This is a genomic window from Emcibacter sp. SYSU 3D8 (assembly GCF_039655875.1).
Taxonomy (GTDB): Bacteria; Pseudomonadota; Alphaproteobacteria; order SMXS01; family SMXS01; genus RI-34.
Genome location: NZ_JBBYXK010000004.1, coordinates 28,532 through 46,715 on the forward strand (window position 1 = coordinate 28,532; position 18,184 = coordinate 46,715).

Sequence of the window (18,184 nt, forward strand, 5' to 3'; positions counted from 1 at the left end):
GCAGCTGTGCTAGACTTTTTGCGTCGATTGAGACTCGGGGGAGGAATCATGAGGACACGTCTCTGTATAGCGTTGGCGGGTGCCGTGCTGTTCGCCGTACCGGCCCTTGCGGCGCCTGTCGATTTTGCGGCCCGAAGTGAACCCGATGCCGTCGAGGCATCGCGAACGGCATGGGCTGATTCCATAGATGAGGCACAGCAGGAGGCCGGCAGTTCGACAGCGATTGCCGCGTTCAAGGTCGACCTCAATGGCGATGGAACCCCGGAGATATTCGGGCAGGTCAAGAATACCTATATCTGCGGCAATGCCGGTCCGTGTGTGTTCGTGATGACCAAACCCACCGGCGCCTATGACGTGTTGTTCAGCGTGCCCGGCGTGGAAAACGCCGAGATCCTCGATAGCAGGACGGGCGGTTGGCTGGACCTCATGATCAACGACGACAAGAAATACCGCTACACCGGCGGTACCTACCGCAACCAGTAAACCGGCTATCTGACGGTCGGGCATTAACGCCGATTCATGGCCCAGATGGCGCGGTCCCGGAATCGTCGTGCTTCAGGCACGGGCGAGGCTATGGCTGTGGGAGCAGTTTGGTCCGGCGCCGGCTGGAGCCGGTAGGTTGACCCCTGCCGGCGCTGGAACTGGACATACCCGGCAAGGCCTGAATTTCCGTACCGCAGGGGAGCTGGGCGAAATTCTGGGCCCGGTGTGAACGGGCCTCGGACGAGCATGTCGGTACGGTAACGCGGTATGAGGCTGGTGGTTCCCCCGGCAGGTGCTTGCCGGCATGCCGCGCGGGGTGCGTCATCGGCCGCAGTCTACTAAAGTGCCTCATGAGATCCGCTTCGCCGACCGCCTTCCTTACACCGACAAAGGCAAGCTGCAGCACACCGGACCCGAGGCTCAAGTGCTCGCAACCGCGCCCCAGGACACCATGACGCCATCAGCCGATCAGCGCGAGGACGCACAGGACGAAGCCCCGGCCTCCCTCGCCGGCGAGCCCGCTGCGAGCGAGATCTTTTCGCCGGTGGGCGAGTTGCCATTGACCGTCATCGATCTGGATCAGGCCACGATTGCCGCGCTGCGCGAGACCTGCGCGCTGGCGCCGCGGTCGGGTGTCCGGATCGGCGTCGACAGGGGTGGCGCGGTCCCCGGCGGAGTCGCGGACCTGTTCGACATCTTGCTGACGACGGGCGAGGCGACCGGCAAGAAATGGGTCCGCGTCGCGCCCGAAGACCTGGATCGCGAGATCGGCCGGCTCAGTGCGCGCGCGGCAGCGACACCGTTCGCCGCCTCGGTGTTCGCCCAGGTGCTGCGCATGGGCGCCAGCCTGTCGTTCGACGAGGGGCTGATACTTGAATCCTTCGCCTATTCGACCCTGCTCGCGGGCGGCGAATTTCACGCCTGGCGTGCCGCCAATCCCGCCCGCCGCCGCAGCGCGGAGCCGGAACACCTGGTCGACGTCGAGCGTGAGCGCGCGCTGCTGCGCATCAGTCTCAACCGGCCGGCGGCGCATAACGGCCTGAATGCCCGCATGCGTGACCAGCTTGCCGAGGCGCTCCGGGCCGCGGTGGCCGATCCGATGATCAGCCGCATCCTGCTGAAGGGCGAGGGGCCGTCATTCTGCAGCGGCGGCGACCTCGACGAGTTCGGCAGCGCCACCGACCAGGCACTGGCGCACGCCGTCCGTATCGCCCGGTCCGTGTCGTCGCTGGTACACCGCTGCACCGACCGGGTTTCCGTGCGTTTGCATGGCGCATGCCTTGGCGCGGGCATCGAGATCGCGGCCGCGGCCGGCAGCATTACCGCCGACCGCAGCGCGCGGCTGGGCTTGCCCGAGGTGGGCATGGGCCTCATCCCGGGCGCCGGCGGCACGGTGACCGTGCGCCGCCGCATCGGCCGTCACCGCACCTGTTACCTGGGCCTCTCCAGCCACCGGCTGACCGCCGAGGAAGCACTGGCCTGGGGTCTGATCGACGGGCTGGAGGACTGCGCGTGACGCGGCCGGCGCGGGACCGGACAAGCAAGGGATTGTGCAGACTGATTTGTCAGGCACGGCCTTCCTATACTGTGATATACAAATAGCGATGACGGAGTATCGAAGTCGGGGAGACTGAGCGATGAACGCGATTGTCAGGGTGACGGAAGACGTCTGGACGCCGGCCGCGAAAGCGCCGGAACCTGATCTGGGCACGGATATCATTCCGGCCAGCCGCTATACGTCGAAAGAGTTCATGCAGCTCGAATGGGAGCGCATGTGGACCAAGACGTGGCTGATGGGCTGCCGCGAGGAGGAAATCCCCGAGACCGGCGATTACGTCACCACCGAGATCGGCCCTGAATCGCTGCTGATCGTGCGCGGCGAGGACGGCAAGGCGCGCACCTTCTACAACGTCTGCAACCACCGGGGAAACCAGGTCAAGTTCGACAAGACCGGCAATTCCCGCACCCTGCAGTGCGCCTATCACTTCTGGGAGTATGACCTGACCGGCCGGTTGGTCAGCGTCCCCGACGAGCAGGATTTTGCCCAGGGCTGCCCCAGGGATCAGCTCAGCCTCAAGACCATCAACACCGATACATGGGGCGGTTTCGTGTGGTTCAACCTGAACCCGGACGCCGAACCGCTGCTGGATTATCTGGGCATCATTCCCGAGCACCTGGACGCCTACCATTTCGACAAGATGGCCATGACGTCGAACTGGACCGTCGAATGGGATTGCAACTGGAAAGCATCGGTTGACGCGTTCAACGAGGTCTATCACGTCCAGTGCATCCACCCGGAACTGCTCTACAACAACGACGACGTGAACATCCAGATCGACCTGTACGACAAGCACAGCCGTTACCTGATCCCCTATCAGGCGTGCAGCCCGCGGCTCGGCTACCTTCCGGAAGAAGTCCCGGAGATCGTCGCCGAATACATGACGTCCATCGGCATGGATCCGGCGCCATGGAATGGCCGGGTGCCCGAAATCCGGCGCGCGGTCAGCAAGTTCAAGCGCGAGAACCAGGACAAGCTGGGGATGGATTATTCCGACCTGAACGACGATCAGGTCGTGGACGACTACCACTATTACATCTACCCCAACATCACGATGAACATCTTTGCGGAATGGATGCTGTTCTTCCGCCAGCGGCCGCACGAAACAGATCCCAACAAGATGTACTACGACGTGCAGTTCTATAATTACGTGCCCAAGGGCAAGCCGCGCCCGCCGCTGCCCGACCACGACCAGTTCAAGCACGGCGAGAAGTCGCTGGGTCTGGTGCTCGACCAGGATTCGGTGAACCTGCCGCACGTCCAGAAGGGCACCAATTCGTCGGCGTTCAAGGGGCTGTGGATCAGCCACCAGGAGCGCCGCATCCGCCACATGCACAAGACGCTGATGGACTATATCGACGGGGAGAACGGAAAATGAGTGACGTCATCGGAATTCACCACGTGGCTGTCGCGGTGCCGGACATCGAGCTGGCGCGGCGATTCTATGTGGACATCCTCGGTTTCGAGGATGCCGAGATCGGCGGTTGGGAAGCCGGCAACGAGTGGAACGACGCCATTGTCGGCCTGAAGAATTCGGCCGCGAGGGCGTTCATGTGCCGGGCGCCGAACTGCTACATCGAGGTGTTCCAGTATACCAGCCCGGAACCGGGCCCGCAGGATCCCAAGCGGCCGGTGAACGAATATGGCTACACCCATTTCGGCATGCAGGTGAAGGACATCCAGAAGGTCTACGACCGGCTCACCGAAGCCGGGCTTAGCTTCCACGTCGCACCGGACCGCATGGTGACCAACGAGAAGGGCGAACGGGTCGGCTTCTCGGCCACCTACGGCCGCGACTTCTTCGGCAATGTCTTCGAGATCATGGAAATCCGCGAAGGCGCCGCCATCAACCCGCTCTAGGAACCGCTTGCTTCCCGGCTCGTTGGGCATTCGCCAACGATCAATGGAGGACGCGATGAAGTGGGGATTGTTGTGGCTGCTGGGCGTGCCGATTCCGGTGTTGATCCTGCTCTTTTTCCTGTTCTGACCGATTACCAAGGGGACTGGCGGTTGCCGCCGGTCCCCGGCTACATTACCTGCACCTGTGACTTAATCATTGGGTCACGGCTTCCAGGCAGGGCGCCGCCTTGCCTGAATGCATTATTGAAAAGGGGAGACGGGTATGAGCGACGACCTTGTTGCCGAGCTGAAGGCGCTGCGCGCCGAGGTGGAACGACTGAAATCCAGGGACGAGATCCTGCAGCAGATCACCCGCTATGGCCGCGGCCAGGAATGGCTCGACCCGACCCTGATGGACGAAGTGTTCTACGACGACGCCCATGTGGATTTCGGTTTCTTCGTCGGCGTCTGGAAAGACTACAAGCCGGTATTGATGGATATCGAAGCGCATGGCGAAACCACCTTCCATCTCTGCGCCGCGCCGGCCATCGAGTTCGACGGCCCGAACAAGGCCTACGCCGAGGTCTACGGCATCGCCGGCGGCCGCGGCTATGAAGGCAAGACGAATGTCTTCGGCGGCCGCTATTTCGATGTGTGGGAGCGCCGCGACAAGCACTGGAAGATCGCCAGCCGCATCTTCAAGCTGGACTGGCACATCGACCATCAGTTCCCGCCGGGTGAGTCGGTGATGCATCCCGAACTCGAGCCCGCCAGGCCGCGGTCGCCGGAAAACAAGCTGTTCCGCCGCATGGGCCAGGACGTCACGGGCTAGGCCGCTTTCGGCTCCTGCCCCCGGCGAGAGGGCAGGAGCACCGATTGACATGTATCCGGGCTGATCCGGCTGCGGCGGCCCTGCGTCCCAACCTTCTTCCGAACGGGAGAGGGCTGCATAACCGCGCGGCGGTTACTGCCGTTTCCGCGCGGCGCAAAGGTCCCGGCTGCGGTGGTGCCATGAAACCAAACAGCCGGCCCGGACGTTACCGAGCGTAACCAAATCAAACAGGCCGATACGGGCCAATGGAGCGAAACATGCTCGGTACCATCCTGCTTATCATTCTGATTCTTCTGCTTATCGGCGCATTGCCGGCATGGCCTCACAGCCGCAATTGGGGCTATGCTCCGACTGGCGGCATCGGTCTGGTGCTGGTGATCATCGTCGTACTGCTGCTGCTCGGACGGATTTAGATTCAGTGACACGACCCCTTCGCGTAGCCGGCGCCGGCATTGCCGCGCTTTTGACGACATTGCTCTCTGCGCCGGCCGCGCAAGCGGACAATACATTCTTCGGCCTTGATTTCGGCCAGTCCGACCTGCTGGAAGACGTGGGCGATTTCTGGACCGATGTCAGCGGCGACTTCCGGGTCAAGCTGGGCGTCGGAACATCGGTGGCGCCCCGCTTCGAGGGCTCGGACCGCTACAAGGCCCGGGTCATGCCCAAATTTGCCGTGCGCTACAAGAATCTGGCGTCGATCAACAACACCCGCCTCCGGGTCTTCGCGATCCACAACGAGAATTTCGTGACCGGCCTGCAGGCGCGCTATCGCTTTGGCCGTGACGAAGATGCCTCGCCCGATCTGCTCGGTCTCGGCGATGTAAGCGATTCTTTCGAGTTGGGCGGCTTTGCCGAATGGCGGCCGGGTTGGGCCGTTGTCGGCGTCGAGGTCGGCCGCGATGTGGCTGGCGGGCATGACGGCCTGCTCGCCGCGGTCTATGCCGGATCCCAGATGCCGCTTGGCGGCGGCTTCAACCTGGAGGGCGGCGCGCAGGTCACCTGGGCCAGCGGCAACTTCATGGGCCGCAACTTCGGCATCACCGAGGCTCAGAGCATCGCCAGCGGATTGCCCGAGTTCCATGCCGGCTCGGGCATCAAGGACGTGGCCGCCCGTGTCGGCGTCCGCTTCAACAAGTGGAAGCACTGGGAATTCGCCAGCTATGTCGCCTATTCGCGGCTGATGAGCGACGCCTCGGATAGTCCGCTGGTCAGGCAGCGCGGCAGTCCCAATCAGTTCATGTGGTCCATTGCCGGCCAGTACCGGTTCTAGCCGGCCTAACGTGCCGCCAGGACCGCGGCGAGATAGAGCACGCAGCCCACCAGGCCGCCGACGATGGTGCCGTTCACCCGGATGAACTGCAGGTCGCGGCCGATGGCCAGTTCGGCGCGGTCGGTAAGGGTTTTTGCGTCCCAGCCCCGCACCACTTCGGTAATGAACGCACCGATCTCGCGCCGCCACGGCACGATGCCGGTGCGCACCGCGTCGTCGAGCCAGGCGTTCAGGCGCTCGCGCATATCCGGCGCCTCGTCGAGCGTCCGGCCGATCGACCGGATGCCGTCGGCGACCGTGGCGCGGAGCGATTGCGAGTGAATCCCGTCGCCGTCCTCGAGTTGTACGCGCAGGTGCTGCCACAGGCTGGCCAGATAGTCCTGCGCCGCGGGACTGTTGAGGATGCGCTCGGCAAAGTCGCGCACCTGCCGCTGTGTCGCGGGCCTGCCGCGCAGATTTCCGATCAGCTCCTCGACGGCCTGGTCGAATTTCAGCCGCACCGGGTGCCCTCGGTTGGTCATGTCGCCCAGCAGGTCCGAGACCCCGCCGACGATGACCGACGCCACCTTGCGGTCGATGCTGCGCGGGATCCACCATTTGCTCTGGGCATCGACGGTTTCGTAGATCGCGTCCTGGTTCTCGTCCAGATAGCGCCGGGCGACGACCAGCGCCTGATCCAGCACCGCGTGATGCTGGTTGGTGTCGCGGAGCAGGGCGAGCACGTTCCCCAGCACCGCCGGCAGATTGACGTTGTCGAGCTGGCGACTCAGCGCCCGGTGAAAGAACGCCCGTATGTCGGCATCGCTGACCGTCGCCATCAGCCGGGGCACGGCCGAGACCGCGCGGTCGGCGATCGTCCGCGCCACGCCCGGATCGCTCATCCAGCGACCGACCCGTCCCGCCACGTCAACCGACCGGAGCTTGGCGGCGACGGTCTCGGGTTCCAGGAAGTGCCGGGCGACGAAATTGCCCAGATTCTCCCCGATCCTGTCCTTGTTGGCGGGCAAGATGGCGGTGTGCGGTATGGGAATGCCCAGCGGGTGGCGGAACAGGGCGGTCACCGCAAACCAGTCGGCAAGCCCGCCGACCACGGCCGCTTCGGCGCCGTTATGCGCCAGGCCGATCCAGAATCCATCGATCGGCCAGAACAGGGTGGCCCCGTAAACTGCCGCCATGAACAGCAGCAACAGGCCCGCGCCCAGGCGGTAGCGTCCCAGTGCCCGACGCTGAACCTCTTCCCATCCGGCGGTAGTTTCGGTATTTAGAGCGGTCACTGGCCGGCCCCCATGGTTTTCAGCACTGTAACTTTAACGTAACGCTGCGCCATCCGATCAGGTCCCGTCCCGGCTTGGGTAATGGACGCGGGGTTTAATGGCGCATGGAGTGTTAGGATCGTACAACCTGGAGGTACCGCCCGTGCAAGAAGTCGTCGTTCCGTGCCCTGCCTGTGGCAAGACGGCCTATCAGGCGCCGGAACGTCCCGCGACTCTGGGTGAGATGGTCGGCAGCCAGTGCCCGCATTGCGGCCATGCCCTGACCAAGCCCGAGTTGCAGAAGCATTTCCAGGAGCAGATCCTGAAAGAAGCCGCCGCGCTGCTGTCGCGGATGCCGCAGCGCAAGTTCTAGCGGAACAGCAGCGCGCCCAGGTGATCGCTGACGATCCAGTTGCCGGCGCCCGCCAGGAACAGAAATACCATCAACGACGTCATCACCACGTTGCGCAGCGCCGCCGCGAAGTGGCCGATGAACGCGGTGAACGCCAGATGGCCGATGGCGTCGCGCAGCGCCGGCGGCGCGGATTCGTTGATCTTGTTGCCCATGGCCATGGCATCGTCGCGGTTGCGCAGATGGGTGATGAAGCCGCCGGCGCAGATCGGCGCCAGCAACAGCGCGCCGACCCTCGGCTCGATACCGATCAGCACCGACAAGGCGCCCGCATACATGGCGATCAGCGCGACCGTGGCCATCAGTTTCACCGCGCCCGGTCCGGCGAGCGGCGTGCCGCGCAGCAGGATGCCGGTGTCGACGATCAGGCCATGCCAGCCGCGCGGGCTGGAATGGACCGCCGCAGCCAGCAGGAACACGGCGGCGATGTTCAGGCGCAGGATCAGGAAACCGATATCGGCCGCGTTCATGATGTTCCTCCGGGATTGTCGCGCGCCACTGTGCGGCAGCCGCCGCACCCATTGCAATGACAAGCATGGCTGGTGCGCCGTCACGCGCGCATGTTTACGCTGGACCTCGCCACCGACCCGTTGTCAGATCGCCGCGGACTGAAAGGGGAAGATCATGCTGCTCGAAAACCGCACAATCCTTGTCACCTTCGCCAGCCACTGGGCCGGCCCGGAAATTTGCGACAGCCTGCTCGCCGAGGGGGCGTCGGTCGTCTGCCAGGATCCCACATTCGCCGACAGTGCGCGGGCCGAGGCGTTCGTCGCCGGCCGCGCCTACCTGACCGCCATCGCCAGCACGGCGCCGGCCGACATCGTGGCCGAGGCGCTCACCGCGCTGGGCCATCTCGACGTGCTGATCAACAACGATGCGCATCCGGCGATCCGTGCGCCCATCGAAAGCGCCGATCCGCAGGACTTTCGCGACGGCATCGAGGCGCTGATGGTGTTTCCGTTCATGATGGCCGCTGCCGCGGTGCCGCACATGAAGGCGCGCAAGTCGGGCAAGCTGCTGTTCCTCACCTCGGCCTCGGCGCTCAACGGCCTGGCCAATTACTCCATGTACGCCGCGGCGCGGGCGGGCGCCAACGGCATCGTCAAGTCGCTGGCGCGCGAGCTGGGCCGGGACAACATCCAGGTCAACGCCATCGCCGCAAACTACATCGAGAACCCGGACTATTTCCCGCCCGAGCTGATCGCCAACAAGGACGCCTACGCCAAGATGATGAAGAACATCCCGCTGGGCCGTCTGGGCAAGCCGCAGGAGGCGGCGCATCTGGTGGCGTTCTACTGCTCGGACCGCAGCGATTTCATCACCGGCAACATCATGCCGTTCGCAGGCGGCTGGGCTTAGAATCCAGGCTTGATGGTAGTACTGTTTTATGGTACCAATCCACATGAAGCGACGCCATAGAGCCACGCTGGAGCTAATCTTCGCCCGCCCTGTGACCGGTTCGATCCGTTGGACCGAGATCGAGGCACTGTTTGTGGCTCTCGGGGCGGAAGTCAGCGAACGGGAGGGTTCGCGGATCGGCGTATTCCTGTTCGGCGAAGTGCGTGTCTTTCATCGCCCGCATCCTTCACCGGATACGGATAAGGGCGCGGTTGCCGGCATTCGGAAATGGCTGGACGAACATGGAGTAAGGCCATGAACAACGTGATCGAGATCTATGGGGAGAAGGCGGTCATCACCTTCGATCCGGATATTCAGATGCTGCGCGGTGAGTTTGTCGGCCTGAACGGCGGTGCGGACTTCTATGCCGAAAGCGTCCGCGATCTGATCGAGGAAGGCCATAGATCGCTGGCTGTTTATCTGGAGATGTGCAGAGAAAAGGGTATTGAACCAGGCCGGAAATTTTCCGGCAAGTTCAACGTCCGCCTCGACCCCGAAGACCATGCAGCGGCGGTCATTGCAGCGGCGGCGGCGGGCAAAAGCCTGAATGAATGGATCGTTGAGACGATCAAGGAAGCCGCGGCGTAGCGCTCTTTTTAAGCGGCTGCTATGGGAAAGTGGACGCTGACTAACGCGTGGTGAGGCGCCCTTGGCTCGCAAGATCTGCATAGATGCAATTCTCCTTGGCCGCATGATCGGGCACCGACGCGCTGACGTAGGCAGCCCAACCGTCTCCAGCCTTCGTAGGTTCGAAGTTGCTCAGTCCGCAACGCGATGCGGCAGCCTTGATCTGATCTGGCGTGGACCACATGCCAGCGTTCTCATCACCATAAAAGCATCCACCCAAGGATGCGGCGATGGTTACAACCAATAAGAAGCGGCTAAGCATATTATTGCTCCATAAGACGGTGGCATTCCTCTTAAGCTACAGCCGAGAACTGCCGTTGCCCGCAACGGGTCGAACCGGACATACCCGCTTATAAGACCATGCTCTATTTCCTGCCGACGAACGCGCTATTGCCGAACAGGGCGCGCCATTGCTCGGGCGGCAGCTCGGTCTTCGACAGAGGCGGCAGGGCGTAGACGGCCTCGTTCATCACCGCCTTGCCGCCCTGATCCATGGCCAGCAGGCGATGTCGGCGATGCTGTAGTCGCCCGCCAGGTATCCGGTCTTGCCGAGCTGGGTGTCCATCACCGTCAGCAGGCGCCTGGCCTCCCTTGTGTAGCGCTCCAGCGGATAGGCGTCGGCGACCGGTGCGTAGCGGATGAAGTGGTGAGCCTGGCCGTGGAGGGGGCCGATACCGGCCATCTGGAACATCAGCCAGGACAGGGCGCGGTGCCGGCCCTGCAGGTCAGCGGGCAGCAGCATGCCGGTCTTTTCCGCCAGATAGATCAGCACCGCCCCGGATTCGAACACGGTGCAGCCCGTCTCCGTGTCGATGATGGCGGGCAGCTTGCCATTGGGGTTGATCGCCTCCAGCCCAGGCCGCCAGCTTTCGGCCTCCAGCAGGTTGTAGGGGATCACCCGGTAGGGCAGGCCGGTCTCCTCCAGCATGATGGAGACCTTGTGCCCGTTGGGCGTGGCGACCGTATGAAGGTCGATCACAACTTGCCCGTGGCCAGCCAGCGGGCGCAGTCCTCGCCCAGCTGCTCGCGGGCCGTGGCTTCGTAGCGGGCGCTGTCCTCGGCGGTCAGGGTGTCGCGCCAGCGGCCGTTGACACCCTTGTTGATGAAGGTGGCCGCGCCGCCGTCCCAGAACACGCCGCCTAGCGGCGCCGACTTGGCGGCGTTCGCCTTCATGTAGTCGAAACCGCAATGCTCGACGATGGCGGGGAAATGGTTCTCGTCGATGGCGATATCGAGGAAGCCGGCCATGCGCCGGATCTCGCCGGGCATGTCGCGCTTGAGGTCGTCGAAATGGATCAGCAGCACGTTGGGGAGATGGCGGATTTCCCACCATGACCGGATGTTCCCCCAGAACGGCCAGAACGGGTGGCCGTCGCGGTCCATCCAGTCGAGGAAATATTGCCGGATTGATTCCGGCGGCCGTTCGATCGGCGGCCCGACCCGGCCCGGCGCGTCATTCAGCATGTCGTACCAGGTCTGGTTGGCGTTGGCGTGGTGGTTGTACATGCTCCACACCACGTCGCGGCCGTCGCGGCCGATATAGATGTATTTGGCCTGTGGCGAGAACACCAATGCATCGACCGGCAGATGGGTCTTCAGGAAGCGCCGGTGGGTCTGCGCCTCGATCGCGGGCAGCTTGACCTCCTTGGGCGGCACCCGCAGATCGACCCAGGGCGACATCTCGCCCACATCCACGTCCGCCGATCCGTTGAACACCAGCTGGCCGACGATCTGCTGCGTCCAGGTGGTGCCCGATTTGCCGTAGGTGCCGACGATGATGTCGCCGTCGCGAAAATTGAAATCGTTCCACACCGTCGAATCGAAGTGATGGTTCTGGAATTCGCGCGTCTTTTGCGGCCAGGTCGGATCGTTCATGGGCGCGGTACCTTTCAGGCGGCGCTGGCGGGTGACAGGAAAAGCTTCTCGAAATTCTCGATGGTGGCAAAGCCGAGATACTCGGCCTGGAACGCCGGCGTCAGAATTTCGAGCATGTAGAGATTATCAACCCACAATTCGATCACGTGGAAGGGACCGCGGTCGTGGGTTTCGGTGCGCCAGCCTTCACGCTGGCCGATGGCGTGCACCTCGGCCTCGGACCGGTCGACGCCGATCGCCAGATGAGCCTCCGACGGCGCTGCGGCGTGCCGCCGCTCGACCTGGGGGCCGCCCTCGCCGGGCAGCAGGACCTGGCCGGATGGATAGAATTCCACGGCTGTTCCCTTGTCGTCGCCCTTGATGGCGATGAACGAATCGGGAAAGACTGGAAAGGGCATCGACCGGCCCCTCCAGAGTTCGGCAAGCACACGGGCCGCCCGCTCGGGATCCCGTGACGGAAACGATGCGTGAAACAGCATTGATACCCCCTGGGCAAGGACGTTAGCCGGCACGGTCGCAGCGTCTCAGCCTAACCCAACCGCCCGGTGTGGACGAGATGTAGGATCGGAATACCTCCCGTTCCAGCGTGCGACCGATCAAACCGCCGGTGCAGAACTGCACATCCTGCCGGGCGGCCGAAAGCCGCTACGCCTGCGCGCTTGGGCGGCCGCTGACGGCCGCGTACCAGCGCTGTAGATTGCCTTGATCCTCGCCGATGCGCGCCTTGATGGTCCGTGCGAAATCGATGGCGACCATGGCGGTGATGTCGGCGATGCTGTAGCGCTCGCCGGCCACATACTCGGTCTCGCCCAGCCGCTGCTCCAGCAGCACGAGGAAATTGGCGAAGCGCACCTTGCCGCGTTCGGCCAGTTCGGGAATCTGGGCGAAATCGGCCGGACCGGTGACGCTGCGATCCTTGAAGAACGGGCTGCTGTTGCGAAAGCCCTCGGCGACGGCGGCAAAGCCGTGCTGCTCGACGCGGCGATCCCACATCATCACCAGAGCACGCTCCAGCGGGTTGCGGCCGCACAGCGGCGGGTCCGGATAGACCTCTTCGAGATAGCGGCAGATGGCCGTGCTCTCGGTGATGATGGTGCCGTCGTCCAGCACCAGCGACGGTACCTCGGCCAGGGGATTGATCCGGCGATAGTCGTCGTTCAGCTGGGCCCTCGAGCCCAGGTCAACCTCGATCCGGGGGATGTCGAGGCCCTTCTCGGCAACGAAAACCCGGACGCGGCGCGCATTGGGCGCCATCTTGAAGTCATACAGCTGCATGGTGTCCTCCAGTTCTTTGCCGCACGTTAAGGCGCACCGGCCGGAAGGCGCAAGCGCCGGACCGGGCCAGCGGTAACGGTTTCGCGAGGGGTCACGTGACTGGTATCCGAAAGTTCGGCTCAGCTGATGGCGCGGGACGTCTGCACGTCCACGACGATGCCCGAGACGATGGCGGTCACTTTGTGACTTCCACCGACGAAACCCTGTGGTAACAATGGCCGCGGATTCACGGGCGGAGGAAAAATAATGGCCATCAGGTTCGACGGACGGGTCGCGATTGTCACGGGTGCGGGCGGCGGCGTGGGCAGGGCCCATGCCATGGAACTGGCGCGCCGCGGCGCGAAGGTCGTGGTCAACGATCTCGGCGGCGCCATCGACGGCAGCGGCGGATCGAGCGCGGCGGCGGATGCTGTGGTGGCCGAGATCAAGGCCGCGGGCGGCGAGGCCATGTCCGACGGCTGCAGCGTCACCGACGAGGGCGGCGTCGCCAACATGGTCCAGAAGATCATGGACAGCTGGGGCCGCATCGACATCCTGATCAACAATGCCGGCATCCTGCGCGACAAGACCTTCGGCAAGATGGACATCGCCGATTTCCGGGCGGTGCTGGACGTGCATCTGATGGGCTCGGTGATCTGCTCGCGCGCCGTCTGGCCGATCATGCGCCAGCAGCAATATGGGCGCATCGTCGTCACCACCTCGGTGACCGGCCTGCACGGCAATTTCGGCCAGACCAATTACGGCGCGGCCAAGGCCGGCCTTTACGGCTTCATGAACGTGGCCAAGCTTGAAGGCGAGCGCGACAACATCCGCGTCAACACCATCTCGCCCTTCGCGCTGACCCGCATGACCGAAAGCATGATCACCGGCGAGCGCGCGGCCATGTACGCGCCCGAACTGGTGTCGCCTGCAGTCATGTATCTGGTCAGCGAGGACGCGCCCACCGGCATGATCCTCAGCGCCGGCGCGGGCACCGTCTCGCGCGCCGCCATGGTCGAGACCCAGGGCGTCAACTTCGGCATGAACATCACCGCCGAGGATGTTGCCGCCCATATCGACGAGATCGGCGACATGTCGACCGCCAGGCCCATGCGCGATGCAACCGAGCAGAGCAAGAAGAATGCGGAGACGCTGGCCAAGGCGCCGGTGAAAGGCTGATCGGCCTTACGGAACAAGGGAGCGAGGGCAGGCCCGGCGCCGCGGGGACTCGGCGCCGGGCCGTTCTTTGCTGAACTAGGCCGCCGCCCTCGCGTCGCCGGCCTTCAACTGCCGCATGTTGGCCAGCGTCTGCGCGCAGGCGCCGGCCACTTCCGTACCCTTGATCACGAAGTGATCGCGGAAGAAGCGGTGATGCTCGTCGTGTTCGTGGAAATGCCGCGGCGTCAGCACGGCCGACAGCACCGGCACGTCGGTATCGAGTTGCACCCGCATCAGCCCGCTGATCACGGCATCCGACACATATTCGTGGGCGTATATGCCGCCATTGACCACAAGGCCGGTGGCGACGATGGCGTCATAGCGTCCCGATGCCGCCAGGATCTTGGCGTGCAGCGGAATCTCGAACACGCCGGGAACCTCGAAGAAGTCCATGGCGCTTTCGGGAATGCCGCGCTTGTCCATCTCGCGGACGAACGCGGTTCGGCACTGGTCGACGATGTCGCGGTGCCAGCAGGCCTGGATGAAGGCGATCCTGCCTGTATCGGTGGTGGTGTTCTGGTTGCTCTGATTCATGGTGCTCCCTTTCGCAAAGCAAGAATCAGGGCGCACGGGCCACAGCACGGCTGATCGCTTGCGCGCATCGCCGCTCTGGACGCCGTTCTCTTCCATCCGGACTATGACCGTCGGCTTCGGAATTGCACCGAATCTGCTGACCCTGGCGAGACGTGCCAGGCGCTCGCGGGCTTGCGCCGAAGCGCTTACCGCCGGTGGGGACTTTCACCCCGCCCCGAGAACGTGCCGTGCCGGACCATCCGACACGACAGACTGTTTTTAGCTTGGGTGTTCTAAGGGCGCAATGCTCCGCCAGCAACATCAGTCCTCATCGAACTCGGCAAACGCTCGCTCACAGGTGAAGAAAGCCCCGTCGAGACGAACAAGCAGGTGCGCCATTCGATAGGCCTTCTGGTCGAGCACCGCAAAGGAAACGCCTTGCGCTTCCATCTCCTGGCATACGATCTGCCGTATGGCCTCCGGTCCCTGGGCTGCGAGATAGGATCGACGGCTGGTGATCTGTACGAACCCTGCCAATGTGTCGCACGCGTTGAGGAAGTCGGACGCACCTTTGGATGCATTCGACGTCCTGAGATAGTCATGGACCTTGGCATGGAGAGCCAATGGGTCCGGGAGAGGGGCATTGCCGTAGATCGCGAAGATTGGTGGATGAGCCCATGCGTGATTGGCAAGCAGGGTGACCTCGAAATCTTCCAATGCTTCGTCGGATCGATCGTCGAAGGCGATGGGTAGGTAGACGAAGCCCTCACCGATCTCCTCGAAGACGAGAGACATGGTTCGCGAGGTGTAATAGTCCTCGTTACCCAACCACCAAGCGTAGCCCTTTACCGAGATGCGAAGTCCGTTCCCCGCGGCTTCGAAGGACGTAATGGAAGTTGGATGGTGGACTGCGCGTTTCTGAAGCAGTTCCAGTAGGTCAACTCGCATGGGTTGCCTTGCTGCCTTGCCGTCAGCCCGCGTCATCGATGATCACCGAAGCGGCGCGCTTGGCCTGGCGGGCGGCGATGGGGGCGCCGAACTCGTGGGCCACGGCAATGGCGCCCTCGTGCAGCAGCAGCAATTGCTGCGCCAGGTTGCGCGGATCCTTCAGCCGGGCCGACTGGGCGTTTTCGAGCATGTAGTCGAACACGGCGCGTTTCTGGGCGGCGGCGGCGGCATGGATCTGGTTGTTCTGCGCGCTGTATTCGCTGGCTGCCTTCATGAACACGCAGCCGTTGAACGCCTCTTGCTCGAACCATTCCTCCAGCGCGTCGAAAATGGCGAGCAGGCGCTCGCCCGGCTCCTCGGCGAGGCTGTCGGCGCGCTCGCGCAGCCAGGCGATGTATCGGGCGCCCTCCAGTTCCAGCGCGGCGACGATCAACTCGTCCTTCGACTTGAAGTGATTGTAGAGCGTCATCTTGGCGACGCCGGCCTGGGCCAGGATGGTGTCGATGCCGGTGGCGTGGAAGCCGTCGCGCTGGAACAGGGCGGCGGCGGTGCCGACGAGATGGTCGCGCTTGGGACTGGGCATGGCACACCTAAGGCAAACAGGTCTGTTTAGCCATATGTAGTATTACGGTCCGCTGCGCGCAACAGGATTTGGTCCTTTGACCGCCGTAAACCCCGGACTGGAGGCCTGCATGGGAAGGTGAGGCGGATTATGACAGCAAGCCTCGGTCGCCCAGGTCCTTCTTGATCGCCTCCAGCGCCCTGTCCTTGATCAGCGACTTGAGCTTGCTTCTCGCGATCCATCCGACGAGATCGCCGATGGCGCCCTCTCCCATGCCGAGGTTCTTGAGCAGTCCCTTGACGGTGCCGCTGGACACCTTGCCCGCCCGGTTGGCGATTTTCGACTTCAGTTTCGCCTCCACGTCGCGCTTGTAATCGAGGCGCGGCCAGGCCGGAGCCTTGCACTCTTCGGCGGCGGTGCCCACGAGCGGTATCAGCTGAACGAAGTCCTGGTCCGCCACCCACGGGCCGTTGGGCATGGGCTTGGTCAGAGACCGGAACGCCGTGAGGTTGCCGGCGGTCTCGAACGCGTCGGTCCAGCGGTGGACGATCGGGTTGTCCTTGTGGATGGCGAGGTGGGTGCGCAGGAATTGCTGGCAGTTCCGCCGGCCGAGGAAAAAATCGTGACTGCGCAGGGATTCGTTCAGGAAGCCGGCGAAGCCGCCCAGGCCGGCAGAGGCGATATGGGTCTGGCCTTCCGGGATCCGGCCCCGCGTCGGGGCGATCAGGAACCGGCTGTACACGTTTTCGTGCAGCGCCAGCATGATCTCGTCGGGCCGGAAGCGCGCCTGGCGCTTCATGGTTCCCAGCAGATTGAGCGCCGTGGAGAACATGTCCGGCTTCTCGCCGGCAAAGCCCATCTCATGGGCGCGGCCTTCGTCGTCCGGAAATGGATCGATCATCAAGAGGGCCCGGTCGGCGGAAACCGGGTCGCGGGGATTGCGTTCGTCCGGCGCGCCCGACAGGGCGATGCGCGCAAATTCCAGCGGTTCGTTGTTCACGACGCCGCCATCGACGGTCCAGAAATCGTAAACGGGTTCCAGTTCGGCGGGCTTCATGTCCGGCGACACGGTGGGCGGGGTGCCGTCATCCGGCGCGCCTCCAGGCCGGGCCCAGATCTTGGCGTCGTAAAGCTGGCGCGAGTTCCGGAAGCGGCGCGCGGGCAGGCCGACAGGGAACGCCGACGTGGACAGCGCGGCCTCCAGCAATCTCTCCCATCCGTCCTGGGAACTTCCCTGGGTGCCGGGGAAGTTCACCGGGCTGGCCGCCACGGGTATGGCTTCGGGCTTGCCGTTGCCCGTGCCGCTGACCGCAAAGTGGGCATAGTCGCCATGGGTCAGCACGCGATGACCGCGCACCGGGTCGGCCGCAACCATCTGGATCAGGTAGGGGACACCGCGCAGGTTGGCGATGCTGAGGTAAAGCTGCAGCGGGTTGGCGATCCAGCCCGGCTTCGGCACATCCGGCCCGCCGATCGCCTTCCGCGTGGCCTTCGCCAGATTGGCCGCGACAATGTCCAGGGACGTGCCGTCGAGCAGCGAATAGACCTGCCCATCCTTGCTGATGTCCTTGGTGCCCAGCATGTCGGCAAGATCGATGTCGGTTACCCAGCACTTGTAGAAGAGGTTCTTCTCCATCGCCGCCTTGTCCTGGGGCGAGCGCACGGGGGTATGACCGGTGAACGGCACCATGGCCACCAGCGCACTGGCGATACCGCCCGCCGAGGCGCCCGAGGATGCGCGAATGACGACCTTGTGGTCGGGCACGGCGGGGCCGCCATTGAGCGCCGCCAGCTTGGCGGCTTCCCATTCGCCGAGCGCTTCGAAGAGAAAGTCCAGGACGCCCGCGGTGTAGGCGCCGGCGGAGACCGCACCCGCCATGACCAGCCCAAGCTCGAACGTCTCCGGCGCCGGTTTGCGCTTTTGCATAATATTGCCTTTCCAGAACAACCGGCCCCCAGCGGTGCAAACATGCAGCCGCGCCCACCCGAGGGAAAGGCTCCTACAATAGATTTCGGGCTTCAAGCGATTTCAGCGTGGTTTGTCGGCCGGTCATGACGGCCTACATACAATCGTCCGCCGACACTCTCGACGAAGTGGCCTTGCTGCCGCTATAAACCGGCCCACCCAATCAACAGGAGTCT

The 18,184-nt window shown here is 63.8% G+C and carries 22 protein-coding genes and 1 riboswitch; of the genes, 12 read left to right on the forward strand and 10 right to left on the reverse strand.

All coding sequences use genetic code 11. The features are described 5' to 3' along the window. Positions 1-48 precede the first annotated feature (48 nt). The 7 genes from WJU21_RS14110 (at position 49) to WJU21_RS14140 (ending at position 5,982) form a co-directional block, all read left to right on the forward strand. Complete coding sequence (locus tag WJU21_RS14110; protein ID WP_346324093.1) at positions 49-483, forward strand: hypothetical protein; 435 nt, start codon at positions 49-51, stop codon at positions 481-483. Positions 484-826: 343 nt separating this feature from the next. Further along, entirely contained in the window at positions 827-1,999 is a 1,173-nt protein-coding gene (locus WJU21_RS14115) for an enoyl-CoA hydratase/isomerase family protein (RefSeq protein ID WP_346324094.1), read from the forward strand. Between the two features lie 121 nt (positions 2,000-2,120). Next, on the forward strand, positions 2,121-3,419 hold the full coding sequence (locus WJU21_RS14120) for an aromatic ring-hydroxylating dioxygenase subunit alpha (RefSeq protein WP_346324095.1): 1,299 nt from the start codon (positions 2,121-2,123) through the stop codon (positions 3,417-3,419). Continuing rightward, positions 3,416-3,901, forward strand: a complete 486-nt coding sequence (locus tag WJU21_RS14125; protein ID WP_346324096.1) for a VOC family protein — start codon at positions 3,416-3,418, stop codon at positions 3,899-3,901. Before WJU21_RS14120 ends, WJU21_RS14125 begins: the two co-directional genes overlap by 4 nt. Before the next feature lie 262 nt (positions 3,902-4,163). Beyond that, a complete protein-coding gene (locus WJU21_RS14130) occupies positions 4,164-4,712 on the forward strand; it encodes a nuclear transport factor 2 family protein (protein WP_346324097.1) in 549 nt (182 codons plus the stop codon). A 257-nt stretch (positions 4,713-4,969) separates the two neighbouring features. Further along, complete coding sequence (locus WJU21_RS14135) at positions 4,970-5,125, forward strand: DUF3309 family protein (protein ID WP_346324098.1); 156 nt, start codon at positions 4,970-4,972, stop codon at positions 5,123-5,125. Positions 5,126-5,130: 5 nt separating this feature from the next. Further along, entirely contained in the window at positions 5,131-5,982 is an 852-nt protein-coding gene (locus WJU21_RS14140) for a MipA/OmpV family protein (protein ID WP_346324099.1), read from the forward strand. A gap of 5 nt (positions 5,983-5,987) precedes the next feature. On the opposite strand, the gene WJU21_RS14145 is transcribed toward WJU21_RS14140, so the two are convergent. Beyond that, on the reverse strand, positions 5,988-7,256 hold the full coding sequence (locus WJU21_RS14145; RefSeq protein ID WP_346324100.1) for a DUF445 domain-containing protein: 1,269 nt from the start codon (positions 7,254-7,256) through the stop codon (positions 5,988-5,990). Between the two features lie 142 nt (positions 7,257-7,398). Between WJU21_RS14145 and WJU21_RS14150 the strand changes: the two genes are divergently transcribed. Further along, entirely contained in the window at positions 7,399-7,608 is a 210-nt protein-coding gene (locus WJU21_RS14150; RefSeq protein WP_346324101.1) for a hypothetical protein, read from the forward strand. On the opposite strand, the gene WJU21_RS14155 is transcribed toward WJU21_RS14150, so the two are convergent. Continuing rightward, on the reverse strand, positions 7,605-8,117 hold the full coding sequence (locus tag WJU21_RS14155; RefSeq protein ID WP_346324102.1) for a hypothetical protein: 513 nt from the start codon (positions 8,115-8,117) through the stop codon (positions 7,605-7,607). The genes WJU21_RS14150 and WJU21_RS14155 overlap by 4 nt on opposite strands. 154 nt (positions 8,118-8,271) lie before the next feature. Between WJU21_RS14155 and WJU21_RS14160 the strand changes: the two genes are divergently transcribed. The 3 genes from WJU21_RS14160 to WJU21_RS14170 are packed head-to-tail and all read left to right on the forward strand — an operon-like array spanning position 8,272 to position 9,633. Continuing rightward, positions 8,272-9,006, forward strand: a complete 735-nt coding sequence (locus tag WJU21_RS14160) for an SDR family oxidoreductase (protein ID WP_346324103.1) — start codon at positions 8,272-8,274, stop codon at positions 9,004-9,006. A gap of 43 nt (positions 9,007-9,049) precedes the next feature. Further along, the gene (locus WJU21_RS14165) at positions 9,050-9,304 is read left to right on the forward strand and encodes a type II toxin-antitoxin system HicA family toxin (RefSeq protein ID WP_346324104.1); all 255 of its coding nucleotides are present in this window, start codon (positions 9,050-9,052) and stop codon (positions 9,302-9,304) included. Then, positions 9,301-9,633, forward strand: a complete 333-nt coding sequence (locus WJU21_RS14170) for a type II toxin-antitoxin system HicB family antitoxin (protein ID WP_346324105.1) — start codon at positions 9,301-9,303, stop codon at positions 9,631-9,633. The genes WJU21_RS14165 and WJU21_RS14170 overlap by 4 nt, the downstream gene beginning before the upstream one ends. A gap of 508 nt (positions 9,634-10,141) precedes the next feature. On the opposite strand, the gene WJU21_RS14175 is transcribed toward WJU21_RS14170, so the two are convergent. From WJU21_RS14175 to WJU21_RS14190, 4 genes are all read right to left on the reverse strand, one after another. After that, on the reverse strand, positions 10,142-10,651 hold the full coding sequence (locus WJU21_RS14175) for a glutathione S-transferase N-terminal domain-containing protein (protein ID WP_346324106.1): 510 nt from the start codon (positions 10,649-10,651) through the stop codon (positions 10,142-10,144). Next, positions 10,648-11,547 (reverse strand): sulfotransferase domain-containing protein, encoded by a 900-nt coding sequence (locus WJU21_RS14180; RefSeq protein ID WP_346324107.1) that lies wholly within the window; start codon positions 11,545-11,547, stop codon positions 10,648-10,650. Before WJU21_RS14180 ends, WJU21_RS14175 begins: the two co-directional genes overlap by 4 nt. A 14-nt stretch (positions 11,548-11,561) precedes the next feature. Next, positions 11,562-11,945 (reverse strand): hypothetical protein, encoded by a 384-nt coding sequence (locus WJU21_RS14185; protein WP_346324108.1) that lies wholly within the window; start codon positions 11,943-11,945, stop codon positions 11,562-11,564. 247 nt (positions 11,946-12,192) lie between these two features. Next, positions 12,193-12,822: a glutathione S-transferase gene (locus WJU21_RS14190; protein WP_346324109.1), complete on the reverse strand. Its 630-nt coding sequence runs from the start codon at positions 12,820-12,822 to the stop codon at positions 12,193-12,195. 246 nt (positions 12,823-13,068) lie between these two features. Between WJU21_RS14190 and WJU21_RS14195 the strand changes: the two genes are divergently transcribed. Further along, the gene (locus tag WJU21_RS14195; RefSeq protein WP_346324110.1) at positions 13,069-13,980 is read left to right on the forward strand and encodes an SDR family NAD(P)-dependent oxidoreductase; all 912 of its coding nucleotides are present in this window, start codon (positions 13,069-13,071) and stop codon (positions 13,978-13,980) included. Between the two features lie 75 nt (positions 13,981-14,055). Here the strand turns inward: WJU21_RS14195 and WJU21_RS14200 are convergent, their stop codons facing one another. The 4 genes from WJU21_RS14200 to WJU21_RS14215 all read right to left on the reverse strand — a co-directional run bounded on the left by WJU21_RS14200 (position 14,056) and on the right by WJU21_RS14215 (position 17,969). Continuing rightward, a complete protein-coding gene (locus WJU21_RS14200) occupies positions 14,056-14,553 on the reverse strand; it encodes a 6,7-dimethyl-8-ribityllumazine synthase (RefSeq protein ID WP_346324111.1) in 498 nt (165 codons plus the stop codon). 80 nt (positions 14,554-14,633) lie between these two features. Beyond that, positions 14,634-14,779: riboswitch (FMN riboswitch) on the reverse strand. Between the two features lie 74 nt (positions 14,780-14,853). After that, positions 14,854-15,516, reverse strand: coding sequence for a hypothetical protein (locus WJU21_RS14205; RefSeq protein ID WP_346324112.1), 663 nt, complete (start codon positions 15,514-15,516; stop codon positions 14,854-14,856). Next, complete coding sequence (locus tag WJU21_RS14210) at positions 15,503-16,063, reverse strand: TetR family transcriptional regulator (protein ID WP_346324113.1); 561 nt, start codon at positions 16,061-16,063, stop codon at positions 15,503-15,505. The genes WJU21_RS14205 and WJU21_RS14210 overlap by 14 nt, the downstream gene beginning before the upstream one ends. 127 nt (positions 16,064-16,190) lie before the next feature. Beyond that, positions 16,191-17,969: a patatin-like phospholipase family protein gene (locus tag WJU21_RS14215; protein WP_346324114.1), complete on the reverse strand. Its 1,779-nt coding sequence runs from the start codon at positions 17,967-17,969 to the stop codon at positions 16,191-16,193. Between the last annotated feature and the right edge of the window lie 215 nt (positions 17,970-18,184).

What these genes read in the sequence shown, in the direction of transcription:
- WJU21_RS14165 (WP_346324104.1), top strand. Translation starts at nt 9,050, where the DNA reads ATGAAGCGACGCCATAGAGCCACGCTGGAGCTAATCTTCGCCCGCCCT.
- WJU21_RS14185 (WP_346324108.1), bottom strand. Translation starts at nt 11,945, where the DNA reads ATGCCCTTTCCAGTCTTTCCCGATTCGTTCATCGCCATCAAGGGCGAC.
- WJU21_RS14170 (WP_346324105.1), top strand. Translation starts at nt 9,301, where the DNA reads ATGAACAACGTGATCGAGATCTATGGGGAGAAGGCGGTCATCACCTTC.
- WJU21_RS14190 (WP_346324109.1), bottom strand. Translation starts at nt 12,822, where the DNA reads ATGCAGCTGTATGACTTCAAGATGGCGCCCAATGCGCGCCGCGTCCGG.
- WJU21_RS14155 (WP_346324102.1), bottom strand. Translation starts at nt 8,117, where the DNA reads ATGAACGCGGCCGATATCGGTTTCCTGATCCTGCGCCTGAACATCGCC.
- WJU21_RS14160 (WP_346324103.1), top strand. Translation starts at nt 8,272, where the DNA reads ATGCTGCTCGAAAACCGCACAATCCTTGTCACCTTCGCCAGCCACTGG.
- WJU21_RS14195 (WP_346324110.1), top strand. Translation starts at nt 13,069, where the DNA reads ATGGCCATCAGGTTCGACGGACGGGTCGCGATTGTCACGGGTGCGGGC.
- WJU21_RS14130 (WP_346324097.1), top strand. Translation starts at nt 4,164, where the DNA reads ATGAGCGACGACCTTGTTGCCGAGCTGAAGGCGCTGCGCGCCGAGGTG.
- WJU21_RS14120 (WP_346324095.1), top strand. Translation starts at nt 2,121, where the DNA reads ATGAACGCGATTGTCAGGGTGACGGAAGACGTCTGGACGCCGGCCGCG.
- WJU21_RS14215 (WP_346324114.1), bottom strand. Translation starts at nt 17,969, where the DNA reads ATGCAAAAGCGCAAACCGGCGCCGGAGACGTTCGAGCTTGGGCTGGTC.
- WJU21_RS14210 (WP_346324113.1), bottom strand. Translation starts at nt 16,063, where the DNA reads ATGCCCAGTCCCAAGCGCGACCATCTCGTCGGCACCGCCGCCGCCCTG.
- WJU21_RS14180 (WP_346324107.1), bottom strand. Translation starts at nt 11,547, where the DNA reads ATGAACGATCCGACCTGGCCGCAAAAGACGCGCGAATTCCAGAACCAT.
- WJU21_RS14125 (WP_346324096.1), top strand. Translation starts at nt 3,416, where the DNA reads ATGAGTGACGTCATCGGAATTCACCACGTGGCTGTCGCGGTGCCGGAC.
- WJU21_RS14110 (WP_346324093.1), top strand. Translation starts at nt 49, where the DNA reads ATGAGGACACGTCTCTGTATAGCGTTGGCGGGTGCCGTGCTGTTCGCC.
- WJU21_RS14205 (WP_346324112.1), bottom strand. Translation starts at nt 15,516, where the DNA reads ATGACGCGGGCTGACGGCAAGGCAGCAAGGCAACCCATGCGAGTTGAC.
- WJU21_RS14135 (WP_346324098.1), top strand. Translation starts at nt 4,970, where the DNA reads ATGCTCGGTACCATCCTGCTTATCATTCTGATTCTTCTGCTTATCGGC.
- WJU21_RS14200 (WP_346324111.1), bottom strand. Translation starts at nt 14,553, where the DNA reads ATGAATCAGAGCAACCAGAACACCACCACCGATACAGGCAGGATCGCC.